Consider the following 20,980-nt stretch of genomic DNA (forward strand, 5'->3'; position numbering starts at 1 on the left):
GTGTAGGCCCTGGCTGGGCAGGGCGCGCGGCGGCCGGTTAAAGTCGGCGGCGGGCAAGGAGCGGGGAACCCATGCCGCCACGGGCAGGCAAGCCGGCAGGAGTGCCGGCCAGCGAAGGCAGCAGCGCGACCGGCGCGCACGCGACCGGCGAACCCGCGCGCCTGCTCGACACCTACCGCGAGGTGGTCACCCCCGAGGGCGTGCCGCTGCACCTGCCGGCCGCCGGCCCGGTGCCGCGCGCGCTGGCCTGGCTGATCGACCTGGGCGTGCGGATGGCGATCATGCTCGTGCTCGGCACCGTGCTGGCCCTGATGGGCGGGCTCGGCCAGGGCCTGCGCCTGGTCCTGCTGTTCGCCGTGACCTGGGCCTACCCGATCGTGTGCGAGGTGGCCTGGGACGGGCAGACCCCGGGCAAGCGCGCCATGGGCCTGCGCGTGGTCGGCGGCGACGGCGCGCCGGTGGGCTGGCTGCAGGCGATCGTGCGCAACCTGCTACGCACGGTGGACGCGCTGCCGTTCGGCTACGCCACCGGCCTGGTCGCCAGCCTGTGCGGCCGCCACGGACGCCGCGTCGGCGACCTGGTCGCCGACACCCTGGTGGTGCACGTGCCGCCGCCGGCCGCCGCGCCGCAGGTGCCGGCGGTGCCGGCGCGCGCGCCCGGGCAGCCGCTGCGCGCGGACGAACAGGCGGCGATCGTCGCCTTCGGCGAGCGCGCCCCGCAGCTGCCGCCGGCGCGCCGCGCGGAACTGGCCGGGCTGTTGCAGCCGCTGACCGGCGCCACCGGCGCCGCGGGCGTGGAGCGCCTGTACGGCATCGCCAACGGATTGCTGGGGCGGCGATGAGGCAGGAGCAGTTCGTCGCCCGCCACCAGGCCGAATGGCAGGCGCTGGAGTACTGGCTGCGCCACCGCGGCAATGCCCGTGGCGCGCCCGCCCCCGGCGCCGCGGCGGCCATGCCCGATGCCGAATTCCCGGCGCGCTACCGGCGCCTGTGCCAGCAGCTGGCGCTGGCCCGCAGCCGCGGCTACAGCGCGCCGCTGCTGGCGCGCCTGCAGCAGCTGATGCAGGACGGCCACGCCGTGCTGTACCGCGCCCCGCCGCCGCGCTGGCGGACCGCGCTGGAATTCGTCGCCGCCGGCTTCCCGCGCCTGGTGCGTGCCCAGGCGCCGGTGATGTGGGCCTCGCTGGCGCTGTTCGCGCTGCCGCTGCTGGCCACCGGCCTGCTGGCGCTGTGGCGCCCGGACCTGGCCCAGCACCTGCTCGGCCAGGAGCAGCTGGCGCAGCTGGAACGCATGTACGACAGCGCCGACCCGGCGCGCGCGCTGGGCCGCGAAAGCGGCGACGACTGGCGCATGTTCGGCCACTACGTGATGAACAACATCAGCATCGGACTGCGCACCTTCGCCGGCGGCCTGCTGGCCGGGGTGGGCACGGTGGTGGTGCTGCTGTTCAACGGCGTGGTCATCGGCACCGCCGCCGGCTACCTGCAGGCGGTAGGCCACGGCGGGCCGTTCTGGCGCTTCGTCTGCACCCATGGCGCACTGGAGCTGACCGCGATCGTGATTGCCGGCGGCGCCGGCCTGCGCCTGGGCCTGGCCCTGGTGGCGCCGGGCAACCGCAGGCGCCGCGACGCGCTGGTGCATGCCGGGCGCATCGGCGCGCGCCTGTGCCTGGGCGTGGCCCTGATGCTGCTGGGCGCGGCCTTCGTCGAGGCGTTCTGGTCCTCGACCCGCTGGCTGCCGGACTGGCTGCGCTTCGGCGTGGCCGCGCTGCTGTGGAGCGGGGTGCTGGCCTGGCTGTGGCGCGGCGGCCGCGGCGCGGAGGATGCCGATGCGGCCTGAGGACCTGCAGGTCAACCTGCGCCCGCGCTCGCCCTGGGAGGCGATGGAGCTGGGCAGCGCGTTGTTGCGCCGGCACGCGGCGGCGGTGTGGCGGCCGTGGTTGCTGGCGACCCTGGCGGTGGCGCTGGCGGCCAACGCCGTGGCCTGGTGGCTGGGCGTGCCATGGCTGGGCATCGTCCTGGCCGCCTGGCTGAAGCCGGCGCTGGAGCGGATCCCGCTGTACGTGCTCTCGCGCGCGGTGTTCGGCCAGGTGCCGGGGGCACTGGCCACGCTGCGCGCGCAACCGCGCTTCGCCCCGGCGACGTTGCCGGCCCACCTGCTGTGGCGCCGTTTCGGGCCGGCGCGATCGCTGCTGCTGCCGGTGGACCTGCTGGAGGGGAACAGCGGCAACCTGCGCACGGCGCGGCGGCACGCCGTGGGCACGAATGCGTACGCCCAGGCCTGCGTGCTGACCACGGTGTGCCTGGCGTTCGAGCTGGTGCTGGCGCTTGGCGGGATCGGCCTGGTGCTGCTGTTCGTGCCGCAGGACCTGCTGCAGGCGTGGTGGCGGTCCCTGGGCTGGCCGCCGCCGCAATGGCTGTGGCTGGTGGCGGCCGCGCTGCTGTGGATCGCGGCGGCGGTGGTCGGGCCGTTCCATGTCGCCGCCGGCTTCGGCATGTACCTCAACCGCCGCAGCGAGAGCGAGGCCTGGGACCTGGAGCTGGCTTTCCGCCGCATGCGCCGGCGCCTGCTGGCACAGGGTGCGCCGCTGCTGCTGGCGCTGCTGGCGGCGTTGCCGCTGGCCGCGCGCGTCGCCGACGCGCCGGAGCCGGAGGACGCCGCTGCGCGCAGCAGCATCCGGGCCGGCGAGGACGGGCCGACCCTGCCGCGGGTGTTCGGCGAGCAGCTGCAGGACGATGCCGGGTTCCGCCGCGCCGCCGCACGCGCCTACCGCGACCCGCAGCTCGGCCGCGAGCGGGTGGTCATGGAATGGAAGCGTCGCGCCCCGCGGGCGCAGGCGCCATTGCCAACGCTGCCGCCCTGGCTGCGGGAGCTCTCCGGCGTGGTGGCCTGGCTGGCCGAGTCCGGCCTGTGGCTGCTGCTGGGCGCGCTGCTCCTGCTGCTGGTGTTGACCGCGCGGCGCTGGCTGCCCTGGTTGCGTGGCGGCGCGGGCCGTCTGCGCCGGCTGCCGGCAGCCGCCATGGTCGAAGTGGATGCGGATGCGCCCCCGGAAGCCCTGCCCGAGGACATTCCCGCCGCGGTCCGCCGGTTGTGGAGCGGCGGCAGCCCGCGCGCGGCGCTGGCCCTGCTGTATCGCGCCAGCGTCGTGGCGATGGCCGCGCGCACGCGGGTCGAACTCCCGCCGGGCGCCACCGAGGCGCAATGCCTGCGTGCCGCCGCGGCGCTGGCGCCCGATGCCGGGCGCACGGTGTTCGCCCGTACCGTGCGCACCTGGCAGTACGCCGCCTATGCCGGCAGCCTGCCGGATGCGGCCGCGTTCGAGGCCCTGGTCGAGGACGCCGGCCGCTGCTGGGGGTGGCGCGCATGAACGCACGCGAGCGCGGGATCCTCGCCGGCGGCATCGCGCTGGGCCTGCCCCTGGTGCTGGCGGTGGCCACCGCCTGGGTCCTGCACAACTTCGAGCGGGTCGAACGGCGCATCCCGCTGCCGCCGGGAGGCGAGGCCGCGGCCGACCCGCTGTATGCCCTGCGCCGCACCCTGGAAGCCGACGGCCGCCCGGTGGCGGCGCACGACGGCCTGCAGCCGGCCGCGCTGGTCGGCAATCCGCGCGACACCGTGCTGCTGCTCGGCGACCCGGCGCGGGTCGATGCCGCCGCCGCCGGGCAGCTGCTGGCCTGGGTGTCGCGCGGCGGCCACCTGGTGCTGCGCACGCCGCCGCGCGGCGGCGACCCGGGCGCGGTGCCGCTGCTGGCGGCGCTGGGCCTGCGCCAGGGGTTGCGCGCGCCGCGCTGCGAGCCCCTGCGCGTGCCGCGGCAACCGGACCATGTCGAGTTCTGTCGCGGCCGCCGCTTCGTGCCCGATGCGGCGCGCTCGCCGCAGCTGCGCTGGGGCCAGGAGGGGCATGGCCTGGCCTGGGCGCGCTGGCGCCACGGCCGCGGCCACGTGGACCTGCTGGCGGACATGGATTTCCTCGGCAACGGCCCGCTGCGCGAGGTGCCGCACCAGGCCCTGGCGCGGCAGGTGCTGGCGCCCAATTACGGCCGCGGCACCGTGCACCTGGTGCGCATGTCCGAGCGCCTGCCGCCGTGGCTGGAGCTGCTGCGGCGCGGCTGGATGGTGTGGCTGCCGCTGTTGCTGCTGCTGGGCGCCGGGCTGTGGCGGCACGGCCAGCGCTTCGGCCCGTGGCTGCCGGCGCCGGTGGCGGCGCGGCGCTCGCTGCTGGAGCACGTGCAGGCCAGCGGCGAACTGCTGTACCGGCGCGGGCACCACGAACTGCTGCACGCGGCCTTGCGCGAGGCCTTCCTGGCGCGGCTGCGGCGGCGCGAACCGGCGCTCCACGCGCTTGCCGGCGCCGAGCGCGCCGCGGCCCTGGCGGCGCGCCTGCAGCTGCCGCCGCAGCTGGTGCGCGAAGCGCTGCAGCGCCCGGGCGACCGCCAAGAATTCCACGCGCGCATGCGCACCCTGGTCCAGATGAGGAACCGGCTATGAGCGACACGTCCACCCTGCAACCCATCACCGGAGAAGCCCTCGCCAGCCGGGGGGCCGCGATCCGCGCCGAGGTCGCGCGCGCGTTCATCGGCCAGGAGGAGGTGCTGGACCAGGTGCTGGTGGCGTTGCTGGCCGGCGGCCACGTGCTGATCGAGGGCGTGCCCGGGCTGGGCAAGACCCTGCTGGTGCGCGCGCTGGCCCGCGCCCTGGCGCTGGAGCACGCGCGGGTGCAGTTCACCCCCGACCTGATGCCCAGCGACATCAGCGGCCACGCGGTGTACGACCCGGACAGCGCCAGCTTCCGCATCCGCCGCGGCCCGGTGTTCACCAACCTGCTGCTGGCCGACGAGATCAACCGCGCCCCGGCCAAGACCCAGTCGGCGTTGCTGGAGGCGATGCAGGAAGGGCAGGTGACCATCGAGGGCGAGTCGTTCCCGCTGCAGCCACCGTTCATGGCCCTGGCCACCCAGAATCCGGTGGAGCAGGAGGGCACCTATCCGTTGCCGGAGGCGCAGCTGGACCGCTTCCTGTTCAAGCTGCTGATCGGCTACCCGCGCCACCAGGACGAGGTGCGCATGGTGGCCGAAGTCACCGGCGGGCGCAGCGGCGGCGGCTTCGAGCTGGACGAGGTGGTGCCGGTGGTCGGCGCCGCCGAGCTGGTGGCGATGCAGCAGGGCGTGGCCCGGGTCGCGATGGATCCGGCGGTGATCGACTACGCGGTGCGGATCGTCGCCGCCACCCGCAAGTGGCCGGGCATCGCCCTGGGCGCGGGCCCGCGCGGCAGCATCGCCCTGGTGCGCGCGGCGCGCGCGCAGGCGGTGCTGGAGGGCCGCGACTTCGCCACCCCGGATGACGTGCGCGCGGTGGCCCTGCCGGCGCTGCGCCACCGCATCGCGCTGGCGGCGGAACTGCAGATCGACGGGCAGTCGCCGGACGAGGTGCTGCGCGCGCTGCTGGCCCGGGTGGAGGCGCCGCGCAAGTGAGCGCTCGCCGCAGTGCCCGGTCGCCGGAGGCGCGATGAGGCCCGGCATGCCGCTGCTGGCCCTGCTGGCGCTATGCGCGCTGGCCGGCGTGCTGCCGGCGCTGGGCCTGGCCCCGGCGTGGGCATGGTGGCTGCTGGTGGCGCTGCTGGTGCTGCTTGCGGCGGTGGATGCCTGGCGCCTGCGCGCCATTCCCACGCCGCAGGTGGAGCGCCGCCTGGCCGACGTGCTGCCGGTGGGCGTGCCGCGCGAGGTGCAGCTGGAGCTGCGCTCGGTGCCGGCACTGCGGCTGGAACTGGCCGACCTGCATCCGCCGGGCTGGCGCGCCGAGGGCCTGCCGCTGCGGCTGTCGCTGCCGGCGCACGGCGTGGCCCGGGTCCGCTACCGGCTGGTCCCGGCCGCGCGCGGCAGCTTCGTGTTCGAGGGCACCCACCTGCGCCTGCCGTCGCCATGGCGGCTGTGGCGCGCGCTGCGCACCGCGGGCCAGCCGCAGCAGGTGCGGGTCTACCCCGACTTCGCGCCGCTGGCGAAGCTGGCGCTGTTCAGCGCCGAACAGGCCTCGTTGCTGGTGGGCGCGCACGTGCGCCGCCGCCGCGGCGAGGGCACCGATTTCCGCCAGCTGCGCGAGTACCGCGTCGGCGACAGCCTGCGCCAGGTCGACTGGAAGGCCACCGCCCGCGCGCGCAAGCTGGTCTCGCGCGAATACCAGGAGGAGCGCAACCAGCAGCTGATGCTGGTGGTCGATACCGGGCGGCGCATGCTCGCCAGCGAGGGCGGGCTGTCGCACTTCGACCACGCGCTCAATGCCGCCCTGGTGGTGGCCTGGCTGGCGCTGCGCCAGGGCGATGCGGTGGGCTTGCTCGCCAGCGGCGCCGGCCACCGCTGGATCCCGCCGCGGCGCGGGCCAGGCGCGCTGCAGGGCCTGCTGCGCGCCAGCTACGACCTGCAACCGCAGGCGGTGGCCACCGACTACCTGGCCCTGGCCGACGCCCTGGCCCTGCGCCAGCGCCGGCGCGCGCTGGTGATGCTGTGCACCAACGTGCGCGACGAGGACGCCGACGACCTGCTGGCGGCGGTGCGCCTGCTGCAGCGCCGGCACCTGGTGTGCGTGGCCAGCCTGCGCGAGCAGGAGCTGGACCAGGCCCTGGCCACGGAAGTGGACGACGTGCGCGGCGCGATCCGCGCCGGCGCCACCGCCGCCTACCTGGCCCAGCGTGCCCAGGCGCACGAAGCGCTGCGCCGGCACCGGGTGATGACCCTGGACGTGACCGCGGCCGAGCTGCCCGGCGCGCTGGTGGAGCGCTACCTGGCGGTCAAGCGCGACGGGCTGCTGTGAGGCCGGGATTTTCGGATTGGGTCGCGTGACCTCCTTCACTGGCCGGCCAGCATCGGTCGGCGAGGATGGAGCCATCCACTCAAAGGAGTTGCGCAATGAGCAACGGACCCGGCTCCGCGGGCAACGTGATTGCCGCCATCTGCAGCCTCGTCGTGCCCGGCCTGGGCCAGCTGGTGCAGGGGCGGGTGCTTTCGGCCGTGCTGTGGTTCCTGGCCGCCTGCATCGCCGGCGCCCTGACCTGGCTGCTGACCCTGTCGCTGTTCCCGTTCGGCTGGTTCGTGGTCAGCGTGCTGTCGTGCATCAGCGCTGCGGTGTACCGTCGGCCGCTGGCCTGAGCCGGGCTTTGCGCGGCCCGCTCAGGCCGCACGCACCAGCATCGCGGCGAGCCGCCGCACCACCGGCAGCACCAGCAGCAGCACCGGGAAGGCGATCAGCCAGGACAGGCCCCAGGCCCGATCCAGCGCGGCAGCAGGTCCGGCGCCAGTCCCGCGGCCTTGAGCGTGGAAACCAGCGAGACGATCGCGCTCATCAGCACCGACAGCAGCAGCGGCATGACGATCGCCGCGCAACGTGCGGGCAGCTTGGGAATGCCGGGGAGGATGTGGGAGTCCTGGCGATGGTTGCTACTCATGGTTCTCCAGCAGTGCAGTGGGGGCGGATGCGAAAGCTTCGCCCTGCCGCCGCGGGAGCCGGGCAGCGGCTACATCGCCTCGCATTGAGCGGCCGGGGCTGTCCTCCCGCGCAGGCGCGGCCGGGCGTCCGTGGCCGCCGAACGGGCGCTGCCGGCCTTCAGGCGGCGCGGGCGCCGGCCGCGCTGATCGCGCGCAGCGCGCCCCAGCCCAGCAGGGCCAGGCCCACCGCGGACGCCAGCGCAAACAGCATCACCGCCGCGCTGTACAGCGCCAGCCAGGTGCCCAGGGATTCGCCGCCGCCGGCCATGCCGCGGGCCAGCACCCAGCCCTGGCCGAGGCTGGCCAGCAGGCGCAGCAGGGACGCGAGCAGGACCACCAGGGCGCCGGCCACGGCCAGCCTGCGGCCGGGGGCGCCGGTGCGGGTACGGATGCGCAGAAGGGCCAGCACCAGGCTGGCGGCCAGCAGTTCCGGCAGCTGGTAGGCCAGCATGGTCAGCAACTGGGTCGGCATCTGCTGGCCTCAGTCCGCGGTGACCAGGCGCGCGTGTTGCGCGCGCAGTTCCTCGTACACCGGCTGGGTGTCCGGGCGCACGCCGTGCCAGGCCTCGAAGGCCTCGGCCGCCTGTTCGACCAGCATGCCCAGGCCGTCGACCACGCGCAGGCAGCCGGCGGCGCGCGCCCAGGCCAGGAACGGGATCGCCGCCTCGCCGTAGTTGATGTCCACCGCCACGGTGCGGCTGTTGACCAGGGTGATCGGGGCGTTGAACGCGCCGGCGCCGGTGCCGCGCGCGGCCGAGGTGGCGTTGACGATCAGCTCGAAGTCGCCCTGGTTGGCAAGGTCGTCCCAGTAGCGCGAATAGGCGCGGCCGGGCTGGCCCAGCGCGTCGACCAGGGCGTCGGCGCGCGCGGCGGTGCGGTTGACCACCGCCAGTTCCAGCACGCCGGCCTCCAGCAGCGCGCCGGCCACGCCGCGCGCGGCGCCGCCGGCGCCCAGCAGCAGGGTGCGGCGGCCGCGCAGGTCCAGGCCGTGGCGGCCGGTGAGGTCGCGCACCAGGCCGGCGCCGTCGGTGTTGTCGCCATGCCACTGGCCGTCGCGCCAGGTCAGGGTGTTGACCGCCTGCGCGGCGCGCGCGCGCGGGGTGAGGCTGGCGCACAGCGCGTGCGCCTGTTCCTTCAGCGGCATGGTGACGTTGCCGCCGCGGCCACCGCCGGCGGCGAACGCCGCGAGGATGTCGGCGAACGCTTCCGGCGGGGCATCGATGGCCGTGTACTGCAGGGCGATGCCGGTCTGCCGGGCGAAGGCTGCATGGATCCGCGGCGACAGCGAATGGGCGATGGGGTGGCCAAACACGGCATAGCGGGCTTCGGGCATGGCGTCCTCGACGTTGCGGTGGTGGGGCCAATGGCGGCTAGACTGCCCGGCCCGGGACTACGGACCGAGCCATGCGAAGCCACCTGCGGACGGCCCTTTGCCTGAGTCTACTCCTGCCGGCCAGTGCGTCCGGCCTGGCCGAGTTTGGCATCGAGGGCCTGTGGACCGTGTCCACGCGCGACGATGAGCTGCGCGGCAGCGTTTCCCCGGACGGGCAGTGGCTGGCCTGGGCCAGCAACCGTGCCGGTGGCGCCGGCGGCATGGACCTGTGGATCGCCCGCCGCGACGGCATCCGCTGGGTCGATCCGCAGCCGCTGCCGTTCAACACCCCCGGCACCGAGACCGAGCCGGCGTTCTCGCCGGACGGACGCTGGCTGTACTTCGCCTCCGAACGCGAGGATGGCCGCGGCGGCCTGGACCTGTACCGGGTGGCATTCGACGGCCAGCGCTGGGGCACGCCGGAGCCGCTGGTCGCGCTCAACACGCCGGGCAACGAGCATTCGCCCACGCCCTCCGCGGACCGCCTGCTGTTCGCCAGCGATGGCCACCCCGGTGCCGGAGGGCTGGACCTGTACGCCGCGCGGATCCTTCACGATGGCAGTTTCGTCCTGGCCGGCCCCCTGCCGGGCGTCAACACCCGGATCGACGAACTGGACGTGCTGGAGCTGGACGGCGGCCGCGCGCTGCTGTTCGCGCGGCGCGATCCGGCCAGTGGCCGCTCGCGCCTCCACCTGGCGGCCTGCCAGGGCGTGGCTTATGCCGCGCAGGGTCCATGGGGGCTGTCCTTCAACACCGAGGACCGCGACACGCGGGCGCCGGTGGTCGATCTTTCGCGCCCGGCCGACCTGCTGGTCACCGGCTCGGCGCCGGCGCCGAAGGCCGGCAAGGGTGATCTGTACCGGGTCGCCGTGCCGACCCTGCGCGGGGCCGACGGCTGCATGCCCGGCGCCTGAGCGCCGGGCCGCCCGCAGGCCGGCGTGGCTCAGTCCTCGCGCAGCCAGCGCGCCACGTCCAGCGCGTAGTAGGTCAGTACGCCGTCGGCGCCGGCGCGCTTGAACGCCAGCATCGCCTCCATCGCGCAGGCCTTCTCGTCCAGCCAGCCGTTGGCCGCGGCCGCCTTGAGCATCGCGTACTCGCCGCTGACCTGGTAGGCGAAGGTCGGCACGCCGAAGGCGTCCTTCACCCGGCGGATCACGTCCAGGTAGGGCAGGCCCGGCTTGACCATGACCATGTCCGCGCCCTCGGCGATGTCCAGCTCCACCTCGCGCAGGGCCTCGTCCGAATTGGCCGGGTCCATCTGGTAGGTGAACTTGTTGCCCTTGCCGAGGTTGCCGGCGCTGCCGACCGCGCTGCGGAACGGGCCGTAGAACGCGCTGGCGTACTTGGCCGCGTAGGACATGATCCGGGTGTTGATGAAACCGGCGTTCTCCAGCGCCTCGCGGATGGCGCCGATGCGGCCGTCCATCATGTCCGAGGGCGAGAGGATGTCGACGCCGGCCTCGGCGTGCACCAGCGACTGCCTGACCAGCGCTCCGATGGTCTCGTCGTTGAGGATGTAGCCGGACTCGTCGATCAGCCCGTCCTGGCCATGGGTGGTGTACGGGTCCAGCGCCTGGTCGCTCATCACGCCCAGCTCGGGGAAGCGCGACTTCAGGGCGCGGATGGCGCGCGGGACGATGCCGTCCGGATCCCAGGCGATGCGGCCGTCGGCGGTCTTGGCTGCCGGATCGGGCACGCCGAACAGGTCCAGCACCGGCACGCCCAGCTCCAGCGCCTGCTCGGCCACGCGCAGCAGCTCGTCGATCGACAGCCGCTCCACGCCCGGCATCGAGGGCACCGGTGCGCGGCCCTTCTCCTCGTGGACGAAGACCGGGTAGATCAGGTCGTTGGTGGTCAGCACGTTCTCGCGCATCAGGCGGCGGGAGAACTCGTCGCGCCGCATCCGGCGCGGGCGGATCAGGGGATAGGACATGGATGGCTCCTTGCAGGCCTGGAATGATACGCCCCGGGCCGGCGCCGCTTCCCCGGACCGATTGTCCCGCCCGCCGGGCGGTTCGCGGCCGATTCACCCGGCCGGGGGGAACATCCGGGCCACCACCATCGGACCCAGGGGGAACCGCCATGCGCCACATGAAGCCACTTATCGCCGCGTCCCTGGCCGGCCTGCTGCTGGCCGGCTGCGCCGGCACATCCAAGGTCATGCTGGGCCAGGCGCGGCCGCCGATCGACCCGTCCCAGGTGCAGATCTACTCGGTGCCGCCGCCGGGCTCGCAGGACATCGCCCAGCTGGAAGCCTCCAGCGCGGTCGGCTTCGGCACCCAGGGCCAGACCGACGCTGCGGTGGCGCGGCTCAAGCGCGAGGCCGCGGCGCTGGGCGCCAACGGCGTGGTGCTGGTGGGCGTGGGTTCGTCCGGATCGCCGGTGGGCATGTCGGTGGGCGCCGGCAGCTTCGGGCGCCACACCGCCGGCGGCCTCAGCGTGGGCATCCCGACCACGCAGAAGAAGGCGGCCGGCGTCGCCATCTGGGTGCCGCCGGGGGCGGTGGCGCCGCAGCCGGAACCGGGCAGCCGACCAGGGGCCTCCGTGCCGGTGGAACCGGGCAACTGAAAGCAGGAACGCCGGCCCTGGGCCGGCGTTCCTGTCCTGGGGGCCGCTGCGGCTGTGGCCCGGACGAGCGAAGCGCGTCCGGGAACAAAGCCGCGCCTCAGCGCCCGGGCTTGAGGCAGCGCCCGAAGAAGTCCTCGGCCAGGCGGTAGCGGTGCAGCGCGTCGGCGCCGGACAGGCCGTGGCGGGCACCGGGGTAGGCCATCATCTCGAACGGCTGGCCGCGCTTCTGCAGCGCCGACATCACCGCGGTGGCGTTGGTGAACAGCACGTTGTCGTCGGCCATGCCGTGCAGCAGCAGCAGCTTCGGCGCCTTGGGGCCGACCAGGCCGTCGATGTGCTCCAGCACGCGCGCGGCGCGGTAGCCGTCCGGGTTGGAGGCCGGCAGGCCCATGTAGCGCTCGGTGTAGTGGGTGTCGTACAGGCCCCAGTCGCTGACCGGGGCGCCGGCGATGCCGCAGGCGTAGGCATCGGTGCGCGCCAGCAGCATCAGGGTCATGTAGCCGCCATTGGACCAGCCGTGCACGCCGATGCGCGCCGCATCCACCCACGGCTGCGACTTCAGCCACTCGATGCCGCGCAGCTGGTCGTCCACCTCCACCGTGCCCTGGCGGCGGTACAGCGCGCCGCCGAAGTCGCGGCCGCGGCGCGGGGTGCCGCGGTTGTCCAGCGAGAACACCACGTAGCCGTTCTGCGCCAGGTACTGGTTGAACATGCCGTCGCCGCGGCCGGCCCAACTGCGGGTCACGGTCTGGGTGGCCGGGCCACCGTAGACGTAGACCACCACCGGGTATTTCTTCCCGGGGTCGAAGCCGGCCGGGCGGATCAGGCTGTAGTGCAGCTCGGTGCGGCCGTCGGCCGCGGCCAGGGTGCCGAACTCCACCGGCAGCTGCGCCTGGCGGTAACGCGCGAACGGATGCGCCGGATCGGCCGGGTCGTTGCGCAGCAGGGTAGCCAGGCGGGTGCCGTCGTTGCGGTACAGCTCGGTCTGCGGCAGGGTGGATTCGTTGGACCAGTAGTCCACGTACACGCTGGCGTTGCGCGCGAAGCTGGCGCCGTGCATGCCCGGCTCCTTCGACAGCTTCTCCACCGCGCCGCCGGCCAGCGGCACGCGGTAGACGTGCTTCTCCAGCGGCGAATCCAGGGTGCCGGAGAACCAGGCGTAGCCGGCCTCGGCGTCCACCGCCAGCAGCTCGTCCACCACCCATTCGCCGGAGGTCAGCGCGGTCAGCTGGCTACCGTCCTCGCTGGCGATGTACAGGTGCTGGTAGCCGCTGCGCTCGGAGGCCCACAGGAAGCGGCCGTCGGGCAGGAAGCGCAGGGCGTTGTGCAGCGGCACCCAGGTCGGCGAGGTCTCGGTCACCAGCACGCGCTGCCGGCCGCTGGCCAGGTCGGCCTCGACCAGCTCCAGCCGCTGCTGGTCGCGCGACTGGCGCTGGAAGGTCAGGCGCTGCGGGTCGCGCCAGTCCACGCGCGGCAGGTAGATGTCCTGTTCCTTGCCCAGGTCGATCCAGCGCGGCCTGGCGCCGGCGCGCGGGGCGATGGTGGCCAGCTGCACGCGCACGTTGGGGTCGCCGGCGGCGGGGTAGCGCTGGTCCACCACCACGGTGCGGTCGGCGTGCACCTCGTGGCGCTGGCGCAGCGGCACGGGCGATTCGTCGATGCGGATGAAGGCGATGGCGCTGTCGTCCGGCGCCCACCAGTAGCCGGTGTGGCGGCCCATCTCCTCGTCGGCCACGAACTCGGCCACGCCGTTGGCGATGGTGTCGCTGGCGTCGTGGGTCAGGCGGATCTCGCGGCCGCTTTGCAGGTCGATCACCCACAGGTCGCGGTCGCGCACGAAGCTGGCGTAGCCGCCGCGCGGGGACAGCTTGGGGTCGGTGGCGAAGCCCTCGCCCGAGGTCAGCTTGCGCACCGCCTCGCGGCCTTCGCGGGCCAGGTCGTACAGGTACAGCTCGCCGCCCAGCGGGAACAGCAGGGCCTTGCCGTCCGGCGACCACTGGTAGTCGACGATGCCCGAGAGCGAGGCGATGCGCTGGCGTTCGCGCCGCGCCTTTTCCGCCTCGCTGAGCACTTCCTCGCCCGGCAGCACCACGCTGGAGTCCACCAGCATGCGGGTCTGGCCGCTGGCCACGTCGTATTCCCACAGGTCCAGGCGGTTGCGGTCGTTCTCCTTGCCACGCAGGAAGGTCACCCGCGCGCCGTCGGGCGAAACCTTCGGCTTCATCAGCGTCGGGCCGGACAGCGGCGCGCTGCCGGTGATCGCCTCGAGGGTGAGCTTTTCTCCCGCCGGCGCGGCGGTGGCAGGGGCGGGTTGCGTCATGGCGAAGGCAAGCAGCAACGGCGCGGCGAGCGCGGGAAGCGTGGCGAAACGCATGCAGGCATCCAGTAGGGCGACATGGCCGCATTGTAGGCACAGCGGTGCCTGTGGCGATCGCCCTCGCGGAGGCGTGCTCCGATTGACGGTCCTCCGGGCGCAAATGCAGACTGCGGCCCGCCCCTGCGGGGGCGCATCCGATGGATTTGAGGGGGAAGCGATGGAACGCGCAGCCGGATTTGCCGGCTTCCTTGCAGCGCACGGCATCTGGTGCGTGGCCGATGGCGAGCCGCTGGTGCCGATGCCCGGGCAGGAGCCGTCCGCCGACGGGCGCCCGGACCGATGCGCTGTTCGTCGTGGCCCGTTCCTGCGGCCAGGTCCCGCAAACCCTCAGGATCGTCGTCCCGTACCGCAATGCCGGATCGGAACAGGGTTTGCGGTGTATCCGCCAGGGTTCGTGGACTGGCAGGGCGAGGGCGAGCCCGACCTGCGTGCGGCGGGCGCGGCGTTCTTCCGGGGCGTGCAGTCGCACGGGGAAGCGGCTGCCGTCCGGGCCGACCACTTCGTCGATCCCGCCTGACCGCCGGAGCATGGCTCCCTGCCGCCGCCCTCGACTTGATCACCCGCATGGAGAACCGGATCATGGAGAAGATTCCCTGCAACACCTGCGGTGTTCCCATCCTGCCCACCACGGCCCAGCGCAACGACGGGCAGTGCATGCCCTGCGCCAATGGCACGCGGGAGACGATGGGACGTTCCCGCCAGAAGTACCTCGAGTACCGGGCGCGCCTGGAAGCCGACCCGCGGCACATCTATTGGGACGGCCTCTGCTCCCGTGCGTACGGCACGCCTGACGGCTATGACCGGCTCCCGCCCCGGGAGAAGCTGTACTTCGCCGCCTGTTTGCTGGCGGGCGACGTGATCTCCACCGGTTTCGATGCCGCCTTCCGCAATACCGGCGGCGAACGCTATACCACGGCGCTGCGTTGCCTGGAGGAGAACGGTGCGGTGGACAGCATCAGGATCCTCGAGGCGGCCAGGCAGATCGTGTTCGGGTTCGGCGGCGTTCCAGCCAGTGCCTGGGCCTGCGACGAAGCCTTCGAGCGGCTGACGCCCGGCCAGGAGCAACGGCTGGAAGAGCTGGATCGCCAGTTCCGCGCGGATCCCGATGGCCTGCACGACCGCTTCGAAGCGTTCGCCCTGCGGCATGGGCTGTACGAACGGCCGGCCGGGGCGCCTGAGGGCTGACGTGCCCCATCCGCGGACAGGCGCGCAAGCACCGGGCCTGTCGACGGCGCGCTTGACAGCTCCTGCATGCTGGAACTTTCCCGAGAGGAGTGCGCCATGCAGCCCGAGGCCATCAAGGCACTGTTCGACCAGCAGGCCGCCGGCTACGACCGGCAGTGGGAGAAGACCGCGCCGATCCGCCAGTGCCTGCACTTCCTGCTGGAGCCGGTGTTCGCCGGACTTCCGGAGGATGCGCGGATCCTCTGCGTCGGCGTGGGCACCGGTGCGGAGATGGCGCACCTTGCGCGGCGCTGCCCCGGCTGGCGCTTCATGGCGGTCGATCCGTCCGAGGCGATGCTGGAGGTGAGCCGCCGCCGCGCGGAGCAGGAAGGTTTCATCGACCGCTGCGTCTTCCATGCCGGCTACGTGCAGGAACTGCCGGAAGCCCCGGCATATGACGCGGCGACCTGCTTCCTGGTGTCCCAGTTCATCCTCGACATCGACGAGCGGGCCGCCCTGTTCCGCGCCATCGCCGCGCGTTTGCGGCCCGGAGGACTGCTGGCCAGCTCGGACCTGGCGGCCGATACCGCATCGCCGGAGTACGCGGTGCTGCTGGAGGCCTGGATGCGGACGATGGCCGGCGCCGAGGTCCCGGCGGATGCGCTGGAGCGCATGCGCCGGGCCTATGGCGAGGACGTGGCCGTGCTGCCGCCGGCGCAGGTCGAGGCGATCCTGCGCGCGGGCGGTTTCGAGCTCCCCGTGCCGTTCTTCCAGGCCGGACTGATCCACGCCTGGGTGTCGCGGCGGGCAGCAGGCTGAGGCGGGTTCGCCTCAGCGGCCGAACAGCTGCTTGCGTTCTTCTTCCGTCAGCGGCTTGCCTGCGTTCGGGTTGACCTGCCGGGTCAGGGCGTAGGCACGCTGGGTGGCCGGGCGCGCGGCGATGCTGGCGTGCCAGCGGCGTACTTCCGGATACGGCTCCAGGTCCAGCGGGGCCCTGGTGTACGGATTGATCCAGGGATAGGCGGCCATGTCGGCGATGGTGTACTGGTCGCCGGCGATGAAGGCGCGGCCCTGCAGGCGCCTGTCGAGCACGCCCAGCAGGCGCTGCACCTCGCGGGTGTAGCGGTCGATCGCGTACTCGATCCGCTCAGGCGCGTACACGGTGAAGTGCCCGTACTGGCCGGTCATCGGGCCCTGGCCGGCGATCTGCCAGGCCAGCCACTGGTCCACCTCGACGCGGCCGCGCAGGCCTTCGCCGCCGAAGCGGCCGGTCTTGTCGGCCAGGTAGCGCAGGATCGCGCCGGACTCGAACACGGTGACCGGCTCGCCCAGGTCGTTGGGCTCGCGGTCGATGATCGCCGGCATCTTGTTGTTGGGCGAGAACGCCAGGAACTCCGGCCTGAACTGGTCCCCCTTGCCGATGTCCACCGGCTTGATGGTGTAGGGCAGGCCGGATTCCTCCAGGAACAGGGTGATCTTGTGGCCGTTGGGGGTGGGCCAGTAGTACAGCTCGATCATGCGCTTGCCTCCGCTTCGGAACGGCGAGTGTAGGGCCGCGGAGGGCATGGCCCCGTGGGCGCCGGTGGTCCGCTGCGTTGCAGCCGGGGCCCGCCGCCGGGACGGCCCCGGCGCCCGCCGGTCCGCCGGCCGCTTGGCAGCCGGGCCGGCGCGCCGCTAATCTGCGCCGTCTTTTCCGCAGTGCAGCACCCACCCATGTCGCAGCCCACGCCCCGCCGCCCGCTCAGTCCGCTGTCCTCCCTGATCTTCGCCTCGCGCTGGCTGCAGCTGCCGCTATACCTGGGCCTGATCCTGGCGCAGTGCGTCTACGTGTTCCTGTTCGCCAAGGAACTTTGGCACCTGGTCCACGACGCGCCGAGCATGGGCGAGCAGCAGATCATGCTGATCGTGCTGGGCCTGATCGACGTGGTGATGATCTCCAACCTGCTGGTGATGGTGATCGTCGGCGGCTACGAGACCTTCGTCTCGCGCCTGGGCCTGGAAGGCCACCCGGACCAGCCGGAGTGGCTGAGCCACGTCAACGCCTCGGTGCTGAAGGTGAAGCTGGCGATGGCGATCATCGGCATCTCCTCGATCCACCTGCTGAAGACCTTCATCGCCGCCGGCACCCTCAACGGCCTGCCGTTCTGCCCGCCGGAGCTGGTCGCCACCGCCGCCTCCAATGTCGGCGCCGCCCGCTGCAACGCGCTGACCACCGATGGCGTGCTGTGGCAGACCATCATCCATATCGTGTTCATCCTGTCGGCCATCGGCATCGCCTGGACCGACAAGCTGATGACCCACAACAGCCACAAGCGCGAGCACGGCAGCCACTGAGCCGTCGCGCCGCCCGCCGCGACCGCGCGGAACAGGAATGCCGGAGGGCCGCCGCAGGGCGGCCCTTCGTCGTTCATGTATCCGCGGAATCCGGCGCGGACGCACGCCGGGGCTGCCTCCGCTTCCCCTGCGGCAGGGCCCGGCGCATGAATCGCAGGCACGCGTCTCACGGCCTGCGCCCCCCGAACCCGTAAAATGCGCCCATGGATGTCTCCCACCTTCTCGACGGCCTCAACAGCGCCCAGCGCGAGGCCGTCTCGGCCCCGCCCGGCCATTACCTCGTGCTGGCCGGCGCCGGCTCCGGCAAGACCCGCGTCCTCACCCACCGCATCGCCTGGCTCAACGAGGTCCACGGCGTGCCGGCGCACGGGATCCTCGCGGTCACCTTCACCAACAAGGCCGCCGGCGAGATGCGTTCCCGCGCCGACATGCAGCTGCGCAACGGCAGCCGCGGCATGTGGATCGGCACCTTCCACGGCATCGCCCACCGCCTGCTGCGCCTGCACTGGAACGAGGCCAGGCTGCCGGAGTCGTTCCAGGTGCTGGACAGCGACGACCAGCAGCGCCTGGTCAAGCGCGTGGTGCAGCAGCTGGAGCTGGACGAGGGCCGCTTCCCGCCGCGCCAGATCGCCTGGTGGATCAACGCGCAGAAGGACGAGGGCCGCCGCCCGCAGCACATCCAGGCGGTCAACGACCCGTGGACCGAGTCCATGCGCCGCGCCTACGAGCTGTACCAGGAGCGCTGCGACCGCGCCGGCCTGGTCGACTTCGCCGAGCTGCTGCTGCGCGCGCACGAGCTGCTGCGCGACAACCCGGCCCTGCTGGGCCACTACCGCGCCCGCTTCCGCGAGCTGCTGATCGACGAGTTCCAGGACACCAACGCCATCCAGTACGCCTTCGTGCGCGTGCTGGCCGGCGACAGCGGCCGCGTATTCGTGGTCGGCGACGACGACCAGGCCATCTACGGCTGGCGCGGCGCCAGGGTGGAGAACGTGCAGCAGTTCCTGCGCGATTTCCCCGGCGCGCAGACCATCCGCCTGGAGCAGAACTACCGCTCCACCGCCAACATCCTCAACGCCGCCAACGCGGTGATCGCGCACAACCCCGACCGCATCGGCAAGCAGCTGTGGACCGACAGCGGCGAGGGCGAGCCGGTGGACGTATACGCGGCCTACAACGAGATGGACGAGGCCCGCTTCGTGGTCGAGCGCATCCGCCAGTGGGTGCGCGACGGTGGCAGCTGGCGCGAGGCGGCGGTGCTGTACCGCTCCAACGCGCAGTCGCGCGCGCTGGAAGAGGTGCTGCTGTCCGAACAGGTGCCGTACCGCGTCTATGGCGGCATGCGCTTCTTCGAGCGCGCCGAGATCAAGGACACGTTGGCCTACCTGCGCCTGGTCGCCAGCCGCGCCGACGACGCCGCGTTCGAGCGCACGGTCAACACCCCGGCGCGCGGCATCGGCGACCGCACCCTGGACGAGATCCGGCGCCGCGCCCGCGAGCGCTCGCAGTCGCTGTGGGATGCGGCCACCGCGCTGGTGGCCGAGAACGCCCTGGCCGCGCGCGCGCGGAATGCCGTCGCCGGCTTCCTTGCCCTGATCGAGGCGCTGGACGCGGAAACCGCCGACCTGGCGCTGAAGGACCGCGTGGACCACGTGCTGGCCCGCTCCGGCCTGCGCCAGCACTGGGCCAGCGAGGCCCGCGGCCAGCTCGACGCCGAGTCGCGCCTGGAGAACCTGGACGAGCTGGTGTCGGTGGCCTCGCGCTTCTCCCGCGCCGAGCTGGACGACGACCAGGAAAGCATGAGCGAGCTGGTCGCCTTCCTGTCCTATGCGGCGCTGGAGGCCGGCGAAGGCCAGGCCCAGGCCGACGAGGACGGGGTGCAGCTGATGACCCTGCATTCGGCCAAGGGCCTGGAATTCCCGCTGGTGTTCCTGGTCGGCGTGGAAGAGGGCGTGTTCCCCAGCAGCAAGTCGCTGGAGGAGCAGGGGCGGCTGGAGGAGGAGCGGCGCCTGGCGTACGTGGGCATCACCCGCGCGCGGCAGAAGCTGGTGCTGACCTATGCCGAGAGCCGGCGCATCCACGGCATGGACATGTACGGCCTGCCCTCGCGCTTCCTGCGCGAGATCCCCGGGCACCTGCTCAACGAGGTGCGCCCGCGGGTGCAGGTGGCACGGCCGATGGCCGCACCGCCGCGCACCCTGGTGCATCCGGCGATCGAGGCCCCGGCCATCGCCCTGGGCCAGGCGGTGGTGCACCCCAGCTTCGGCCGCGGCGTGGTCACCGACTACGAAGGCAGCGGTGCCCACGCGCGGGTGCAGGTGAACTTCGACGACGCCGGCAGCAAGTGGCTGGTGCTGGCCTTCGCCAAGCTGCAGCCGGTCTGAGCCGGCGGCCCGGGCGGGGCGGCGGCGTATCTGCCGCCATCACGCCCGCGGGGGTGCAATATGCGCAGTCCCGCGCCTGGAGGCCGCCATGTACCGACGCATCCTGATCGCCACCGACGGTTCCGAGCTGGCCGGCAAGGGCCTGGACCACGGCCTGGACCTGGCCCGCGCGGTGGGCGCGCACGTGGTCGTGGTCACCGTGACCGAGCCGTGGATGCCGGCCTTCGACGACGCTCTTGCGCTGTCGGCCGATCCGGACATGCAGCGCGAATACCGTGAAGGCTGCGAGCGCTCGGCCCAGCGCATCCTCGCCGATGCCGCCGCCCAGGCAGCCGCCGCCGGCGTCGCCTGCACCACGGTGCACGTGCCCGACGGGCATCCTTCCGACGCCATCGTGCACGCCGCGGCCGAGCACGGCGCCGACCTGGTGGTGATGGCCTCGCACGGCCGGCGCGGCCTGGGCAAGGTGCTGCTGGGCAGCCAGACCGAGGCGGTGCTGGCGCGCTCGAAGGTGCCGGTACTGGTGGTGCGCTGAGCGCGTGGCCTTCAGGCCGCGCCGCCAAGGTGCCCGTGCAGGATCGCCACGCCGATGGCGATCATCACGATGCCGCCGGCCAGCTCCGCGCGCTGCCCGACCAGGGCGCCGAACATGCGCCCGAGCAGGATGCCCAGGGTGACCATCACCATGGTGCACAGGCCGATGACCAGGGCGACCACGGCGATCGGCACGTCGAGGAAGGCCAGGCTCACGCCCACCGCCATGGCGTCGATGCTGGTGCCCAGCGCCAGCCCCAGCATGCTCCAGAAGCCGTGCCGGCGCGGCGCGCTCTCCGCCGAATCGGGACGGATGCCGTGCCAGATCATGTGCAGGCCCAGCAGCAACAGCAGGCCGAACGCGATCCAGTGGTCCCAGGCGGTGACGTAGCGCGCCGCAGCGGTGCCCAGCAGCCAGCCCAGGACCGGCGTGCTGCCCTCGACCAGGCCGAACAGCGCGCCGGTGCGCAGCGCCAGGCCGAAGCCGGGACGCTGCATCGCCGCGCCCTTGCCGACCGCCGCGGCGAACGCGTCGGTGGACATGGCCAGGCCGATCAGGAGGATGGAAAGCGGACGCATCGGGAGTACCGGGCTGGGCGACGGACACGGCCGGCTGGCGCCCAGCCGCGGACGCGTCAGCCAACCGTTGGTCTCGCCAGTCCTTGCGGTGTCCGCGCCACGGCCATGGGCCGAGTGTGTTGACGCGGACGCCCTGCCATTGCGACGGGGCAGGCTACTCCCCAAACGAGGACGGACAGGATACCACGCAGG

The 20,980-nt window shown here is 73.1% G+C and carries 23 protein-coding genes and 1 riboswitch; of the genes, 15 read left to right on the forward strand and 8 right to left on the reverse strand.

What is annotated here, in order from left to right; all coding sequences use genetic code 11:
- The first annotated feature begins 71 nt into the window (after positions 1–71).
- The 7 genes from EIM48_RS10520 to EIM48_RS10550 all read left to right on the forward strand — a co-directional run bounded on the left by EIM48_RS10520 (position 72) and on the right by EIM48_RS10550 (position 7,140).
- Positions 72–842 carry an RDD family protein gene (locus tag EIM48_RS10520; RefSeq protein WP_125111616.1) on the forward strand — a complete coding sequence of 257 codons (771 nt, stop codon included), beginning with the start codon at positions 72–74 and terminating at the stop codon, positions 840–842.
- Positions 839–1,840, forward strand: a complete 1,002-nt coding sequence (locus EIM48_RS10525) for a stage II sporulation protein M (RefSeq protein WP_125111617.1) — start codon at positions 839–841, stop codon at positions 1,838–1,840. Before EIM48_RS10520 ends, EIM48_RS10525 begins: the two co-directional genes overlap by 4 nt.
- On the forward strand, positions 1,830–3,368 hold the full coding sequence (locus tag EIM48_RS10530; protein ID WP_125111618.1) for a DUF4129 domain-containing protein: 1,539 nt from the start codon (positions 1,830–1,832) through the stop codon (positions 3,366–3,368). The genes EIM48_RS10525 and EIM48_RS10530 overlap by 11 nt, the downstream gene beginning before the upstream one ends.
- Positions 3,365–4,489 carry a DUF4350 domain-containing protein gene (locus EIM48_RS10535; protein WP_125111619.1) on the forward strand — a complete coding sequence of 375 codons (1,125 nt, stop codon included), beginning with the start codon at positions 3,365–3,367 and terminating at the stop codon, positions 4,487–4,489. Before EIM48_RS10530 ends, EIM48_RS10535 begins: the two co-directional genes overlap by 4 nt.
- The gene (locus EIM48_RS10540) at positions 4,486–5,472 is read left to right on the forward strand and encodes a MoxR family ATPase (RefSeq protein WP_125111620.1); all 987 of its coding nucleotides are present in this window, start codon (positions 4,486–4,488) and stop codon (positions 5,470–5,472) included. Before EIM48_RS10535 ends, EIM48_RS10540 begins: the two co-directional genes overlap by 4 nt.
- A 34-nt stretch (positions 5,473–5,506) precedes the next feature.
- Positions 5,507–6,805, forward strand: coding sequence for a DUF58 domain-containing protein (locus EIM48_RS10545; protein ID WP_125111621.1), 1,299 nt, complete (start codon positions 5,507–5,509; stop codon positions 6,803–6,805).
- 95 nt (positions 6,806–6,900) lie between these two features.
- Positions 6,901–7,140 carry a hypothetical protein gene (locus tag EIM48_RS10550; protein ID WP_125077147.1) on the forward strand — a complete coding sequence of 80 codons (240 nt, stop codon included), beginning with the start codon at positions 6,901–6,903 and terminating at the stop codon, positions 7,138–7,140.
- Positions 7,141–7,161: 21 nt separating this feature from the next.
- On the opposite strand, the gene EIM48_RS15760 is transcribed toward EIM48_RS10550, so the two are convergent.
- The 4 genes from EIM48_RS15760 to aroE all read right to left on the reverse strand — a co-directional run bounded on the left by EIM48_RS15760 (position 7,162) and on the right by aroE (position 8,809).
- Complete coding sequence (locus EIM48_RS15760) at positions 7,162–7,224, reverse strand: hypothetical protein (protein ID WP_343202908.1); 63 nt, start codon at positions 7,222–7,224, stop codon at positions 7,162–7,164.
- Between the two features lie 11 nt (positions 7,225–7,235).
- Positions 7,236–7,436 (reverse strand): DUF2798 domain-containing protein, encoded by a 201-nt coding sequence (locus tag EIM48_RS15765; protein WP_343202909.1) that lies wholly within the window; start codon positions 7,434–7,436, stop codon positions 7,236–7,238.
- Between the two features lie 158 nt (positions 7,437–7,594).
- A complete protein-coding gene (locus EIM48_RS10560) occupies positions 7,595–7,948 on the reverse strand; it encodes a hypothetical protein (protein WP_233581678.1) in 354 nt (117 codons plus the stop codon).
- Between the two features lie 9 nt (positions 7,949–7,957).
- Positions 7,958–8,809, reverse strand: coding sequence for a shikimate dehydrogenase (aroE, locus tag EIM48_RS10565; RefSeq protein ID WP_125111622.1), 852 nt, complete (start codon positions 8,807–8,809; stop codon positions 7,958–7,960).
- A 71-nt stretch (positions 8,810–8,880) separates the two neighbouring features.
- Here aroE and EIM48_RS10570 point away from each other — a divergent pair, with 71 nt between their 5' ends.
- Positions 8,881–9,762 (forward strand): PD40 domain-containing protein, encoded by an 882-nt coding sequence (locus tag EIM48_RS10570; protein ID WP_199728412.1) that lies wholly within the window; start codon positions 8,881–8,883, stop codon positions 9,760–9,762.
- Positions 9,763–9,791: 29 nt separating this feature from the next.
- Here the strand turns inward: EIM48_RS10570 and hemB are convergent, their stop codons facing one another.
- Positions 9,792–10,781, reverse strand: a complete 990-nt coding sequence (hemB, locus tag EIM48_RS10575) for a porphobilinogen synthase (RefSeq protein WP_125111623.1) — start codon at positions 10,779–10,781, stop codon at positions 9,792–9,794.
- Between the two features lie 158 nt (positions 10,782–10,939).
- Between hemB and EIM48_RS10580 the strand changes: the two genes are divergently transcribed.
- The gene (locus EIM48_RS10580) at positions 10,940–11,416 is read left to right on the forward strand and encodes a hypothetical protein (protein WP_125108996.1); all 477 of its coding nucleotides are present in this window, start codon (positions 10,940–10,942) and stop codon (positions 11,414–11,416) included.
- Between the two features lie 97 nt (positions 11,417–11,513).
- Here the strand turns inward: EIM48_RS10580 and EIM48_RS10585 are convergent, their stop codons facing one another.
- Complete coding sequence (locus tag EIM48_RS10585) at positions 11,514–13,736, reverse strand: S9 family peptidase (protein ID WP_125111656.1); 2,223 nt, start codon at positions 13,734–13,736, stop codon at positions 11,514–11,516.
- Between the two features lie 214 nt (positions 13,737–13,950).
- Between EIM48_RS10585 and EIM48_RS15350 the strand changes: the two genes are divergently transcribed.
- The 3 genes from EIM48_RS15350 (at position 13,951) to EIM48_RS10595 (ending at position 15,776) form a co-directional block, all read left to right on the forward strand.
- The gene (locus EIM48_RS15350; protein ID WP_158675206.1) at positions 13,951–14,310 is read left to right on the forward strand and encodes a hypothetical protein; all 360 of its coding nucleotides are present in this window, start codon (positions 13,951–13,953) and stop codon (positions 14,308–14,310) included.
- Between the two features lie 47 nt (positions 14,311–14,357).
- Complete coding sequence (locus EIM48_RS10590; RefSeq protein ID WP_158675207.1) at positions 14,358–14,978, forward strand: DUF4375 domain-containing protein; 621 nt, start codon at positions 14,358–14,360, stop codon at positions 14,976–14,978.
- 96 nt (positions 14,979–15,074) lie between these two features.
- Entirely contained in the window at positions 15,075–15,776 is a 702-nt protein-coding gene (locus tag EIM48_RS10595) for a class I SAM-dependent methyltransferase (protein WP_125111625.1), read from the forward strand.
- Positions 15,777–15,788: 12 nt separating this feature from the next.
- On the opposite strand, the gene EIM48_RS10600 is transcribed toward EIM48_RS10595, so the two are convergent.
- Positions 15,789–16,475, reverse strand: coding sequence for a glutathione binding-like protein (locus tag EIM48_RS10600; RefSeq protein ID WP_125111626.1), 687 nt, complete (start codon positions 16,473–16,475; stop codon positions 15,789–15,791).
- A gap of 195 nt (positions 16,476–16,670) precedes the next feature.
- Between EIM48_RS10600 and EIM48_RS10605 the strand changes: the two genes are divergently transcribed.
- The 3 genes from EIM48_RS10605 to EIM48_RS10615 all read left to right on the forward strand — a co-directional run bounded on the left by EIM48_RS10605 (position 16,671) and on the right by EIM48_RS10615 (position 20,210).
- Entirely contained in the window at positions 16,671–17,291 is a 621-nt protein-coding gene (locus EIM48_RS10605; protein WP_019398323.1) for a TIGR00645 family protein, read from the forward strand.
- A 203-nt stretch (positions 17,292–17,494) separates the two neighbouring features.
- Positions 17,495–19,675, forward strand: coding sequence for a DNA helicase II (uvrD, locus tag EIM48_RS10610; RefSeq protein ID WP_125111627.1), 2,181 nt, complete (start codon positions 17,495–17,497; stop codon positions 19,673–19,675).
- An 88-nt stretch (positions 19,676–19,763) separates the two neighbouring features.
- Positions 19,764–20,210, forward strand: coding sequence for a universal stress protein (locus tag EIM48_RS10615; protein WP_125077377.1), 447 nt, complete (start codon positions 19,764–19,766; stop codon positions 20,208–20,210).
- An 11-nt stretch (positions 20,211–20,221) separates the two neighbouring features.
- Here EIM48_RS10615 and EIM48_RS10620 read toward each other — a convergent pair whose 3' ends face one another.
- Complete coding sequence (locus EIM48_RS10620; RefSeq protein ID WP_125111628.1) at positions 20,222–20,788, reverse strand: manganese efflux pump MntP family protein; 567 nt, start codon at positions 20,786–20,788, stop codon at positions 20,222–20,224.
- Positions 20,789–20,832: 44 nt separating this feature from the next.
- A riboswitch (yybP-ykoY riboswitch) is annotated at positions 20,833–20,959 on the reverse strand.
- Positions 20,960–20,980: the final 21 nt, after the last annotated feature.

Origin of the sequence: Pseudoxanthomonas sp. SGNA-20 (genome assembly GCF_003931635.1) — a bacterium.
Classification (GTDB): domain Bacteria; phylum Pseudomonadota; class Gammaproteobacteria; order Xanthomonadales; family Xanthomonadaceae; genus Pseudoxanthomonas.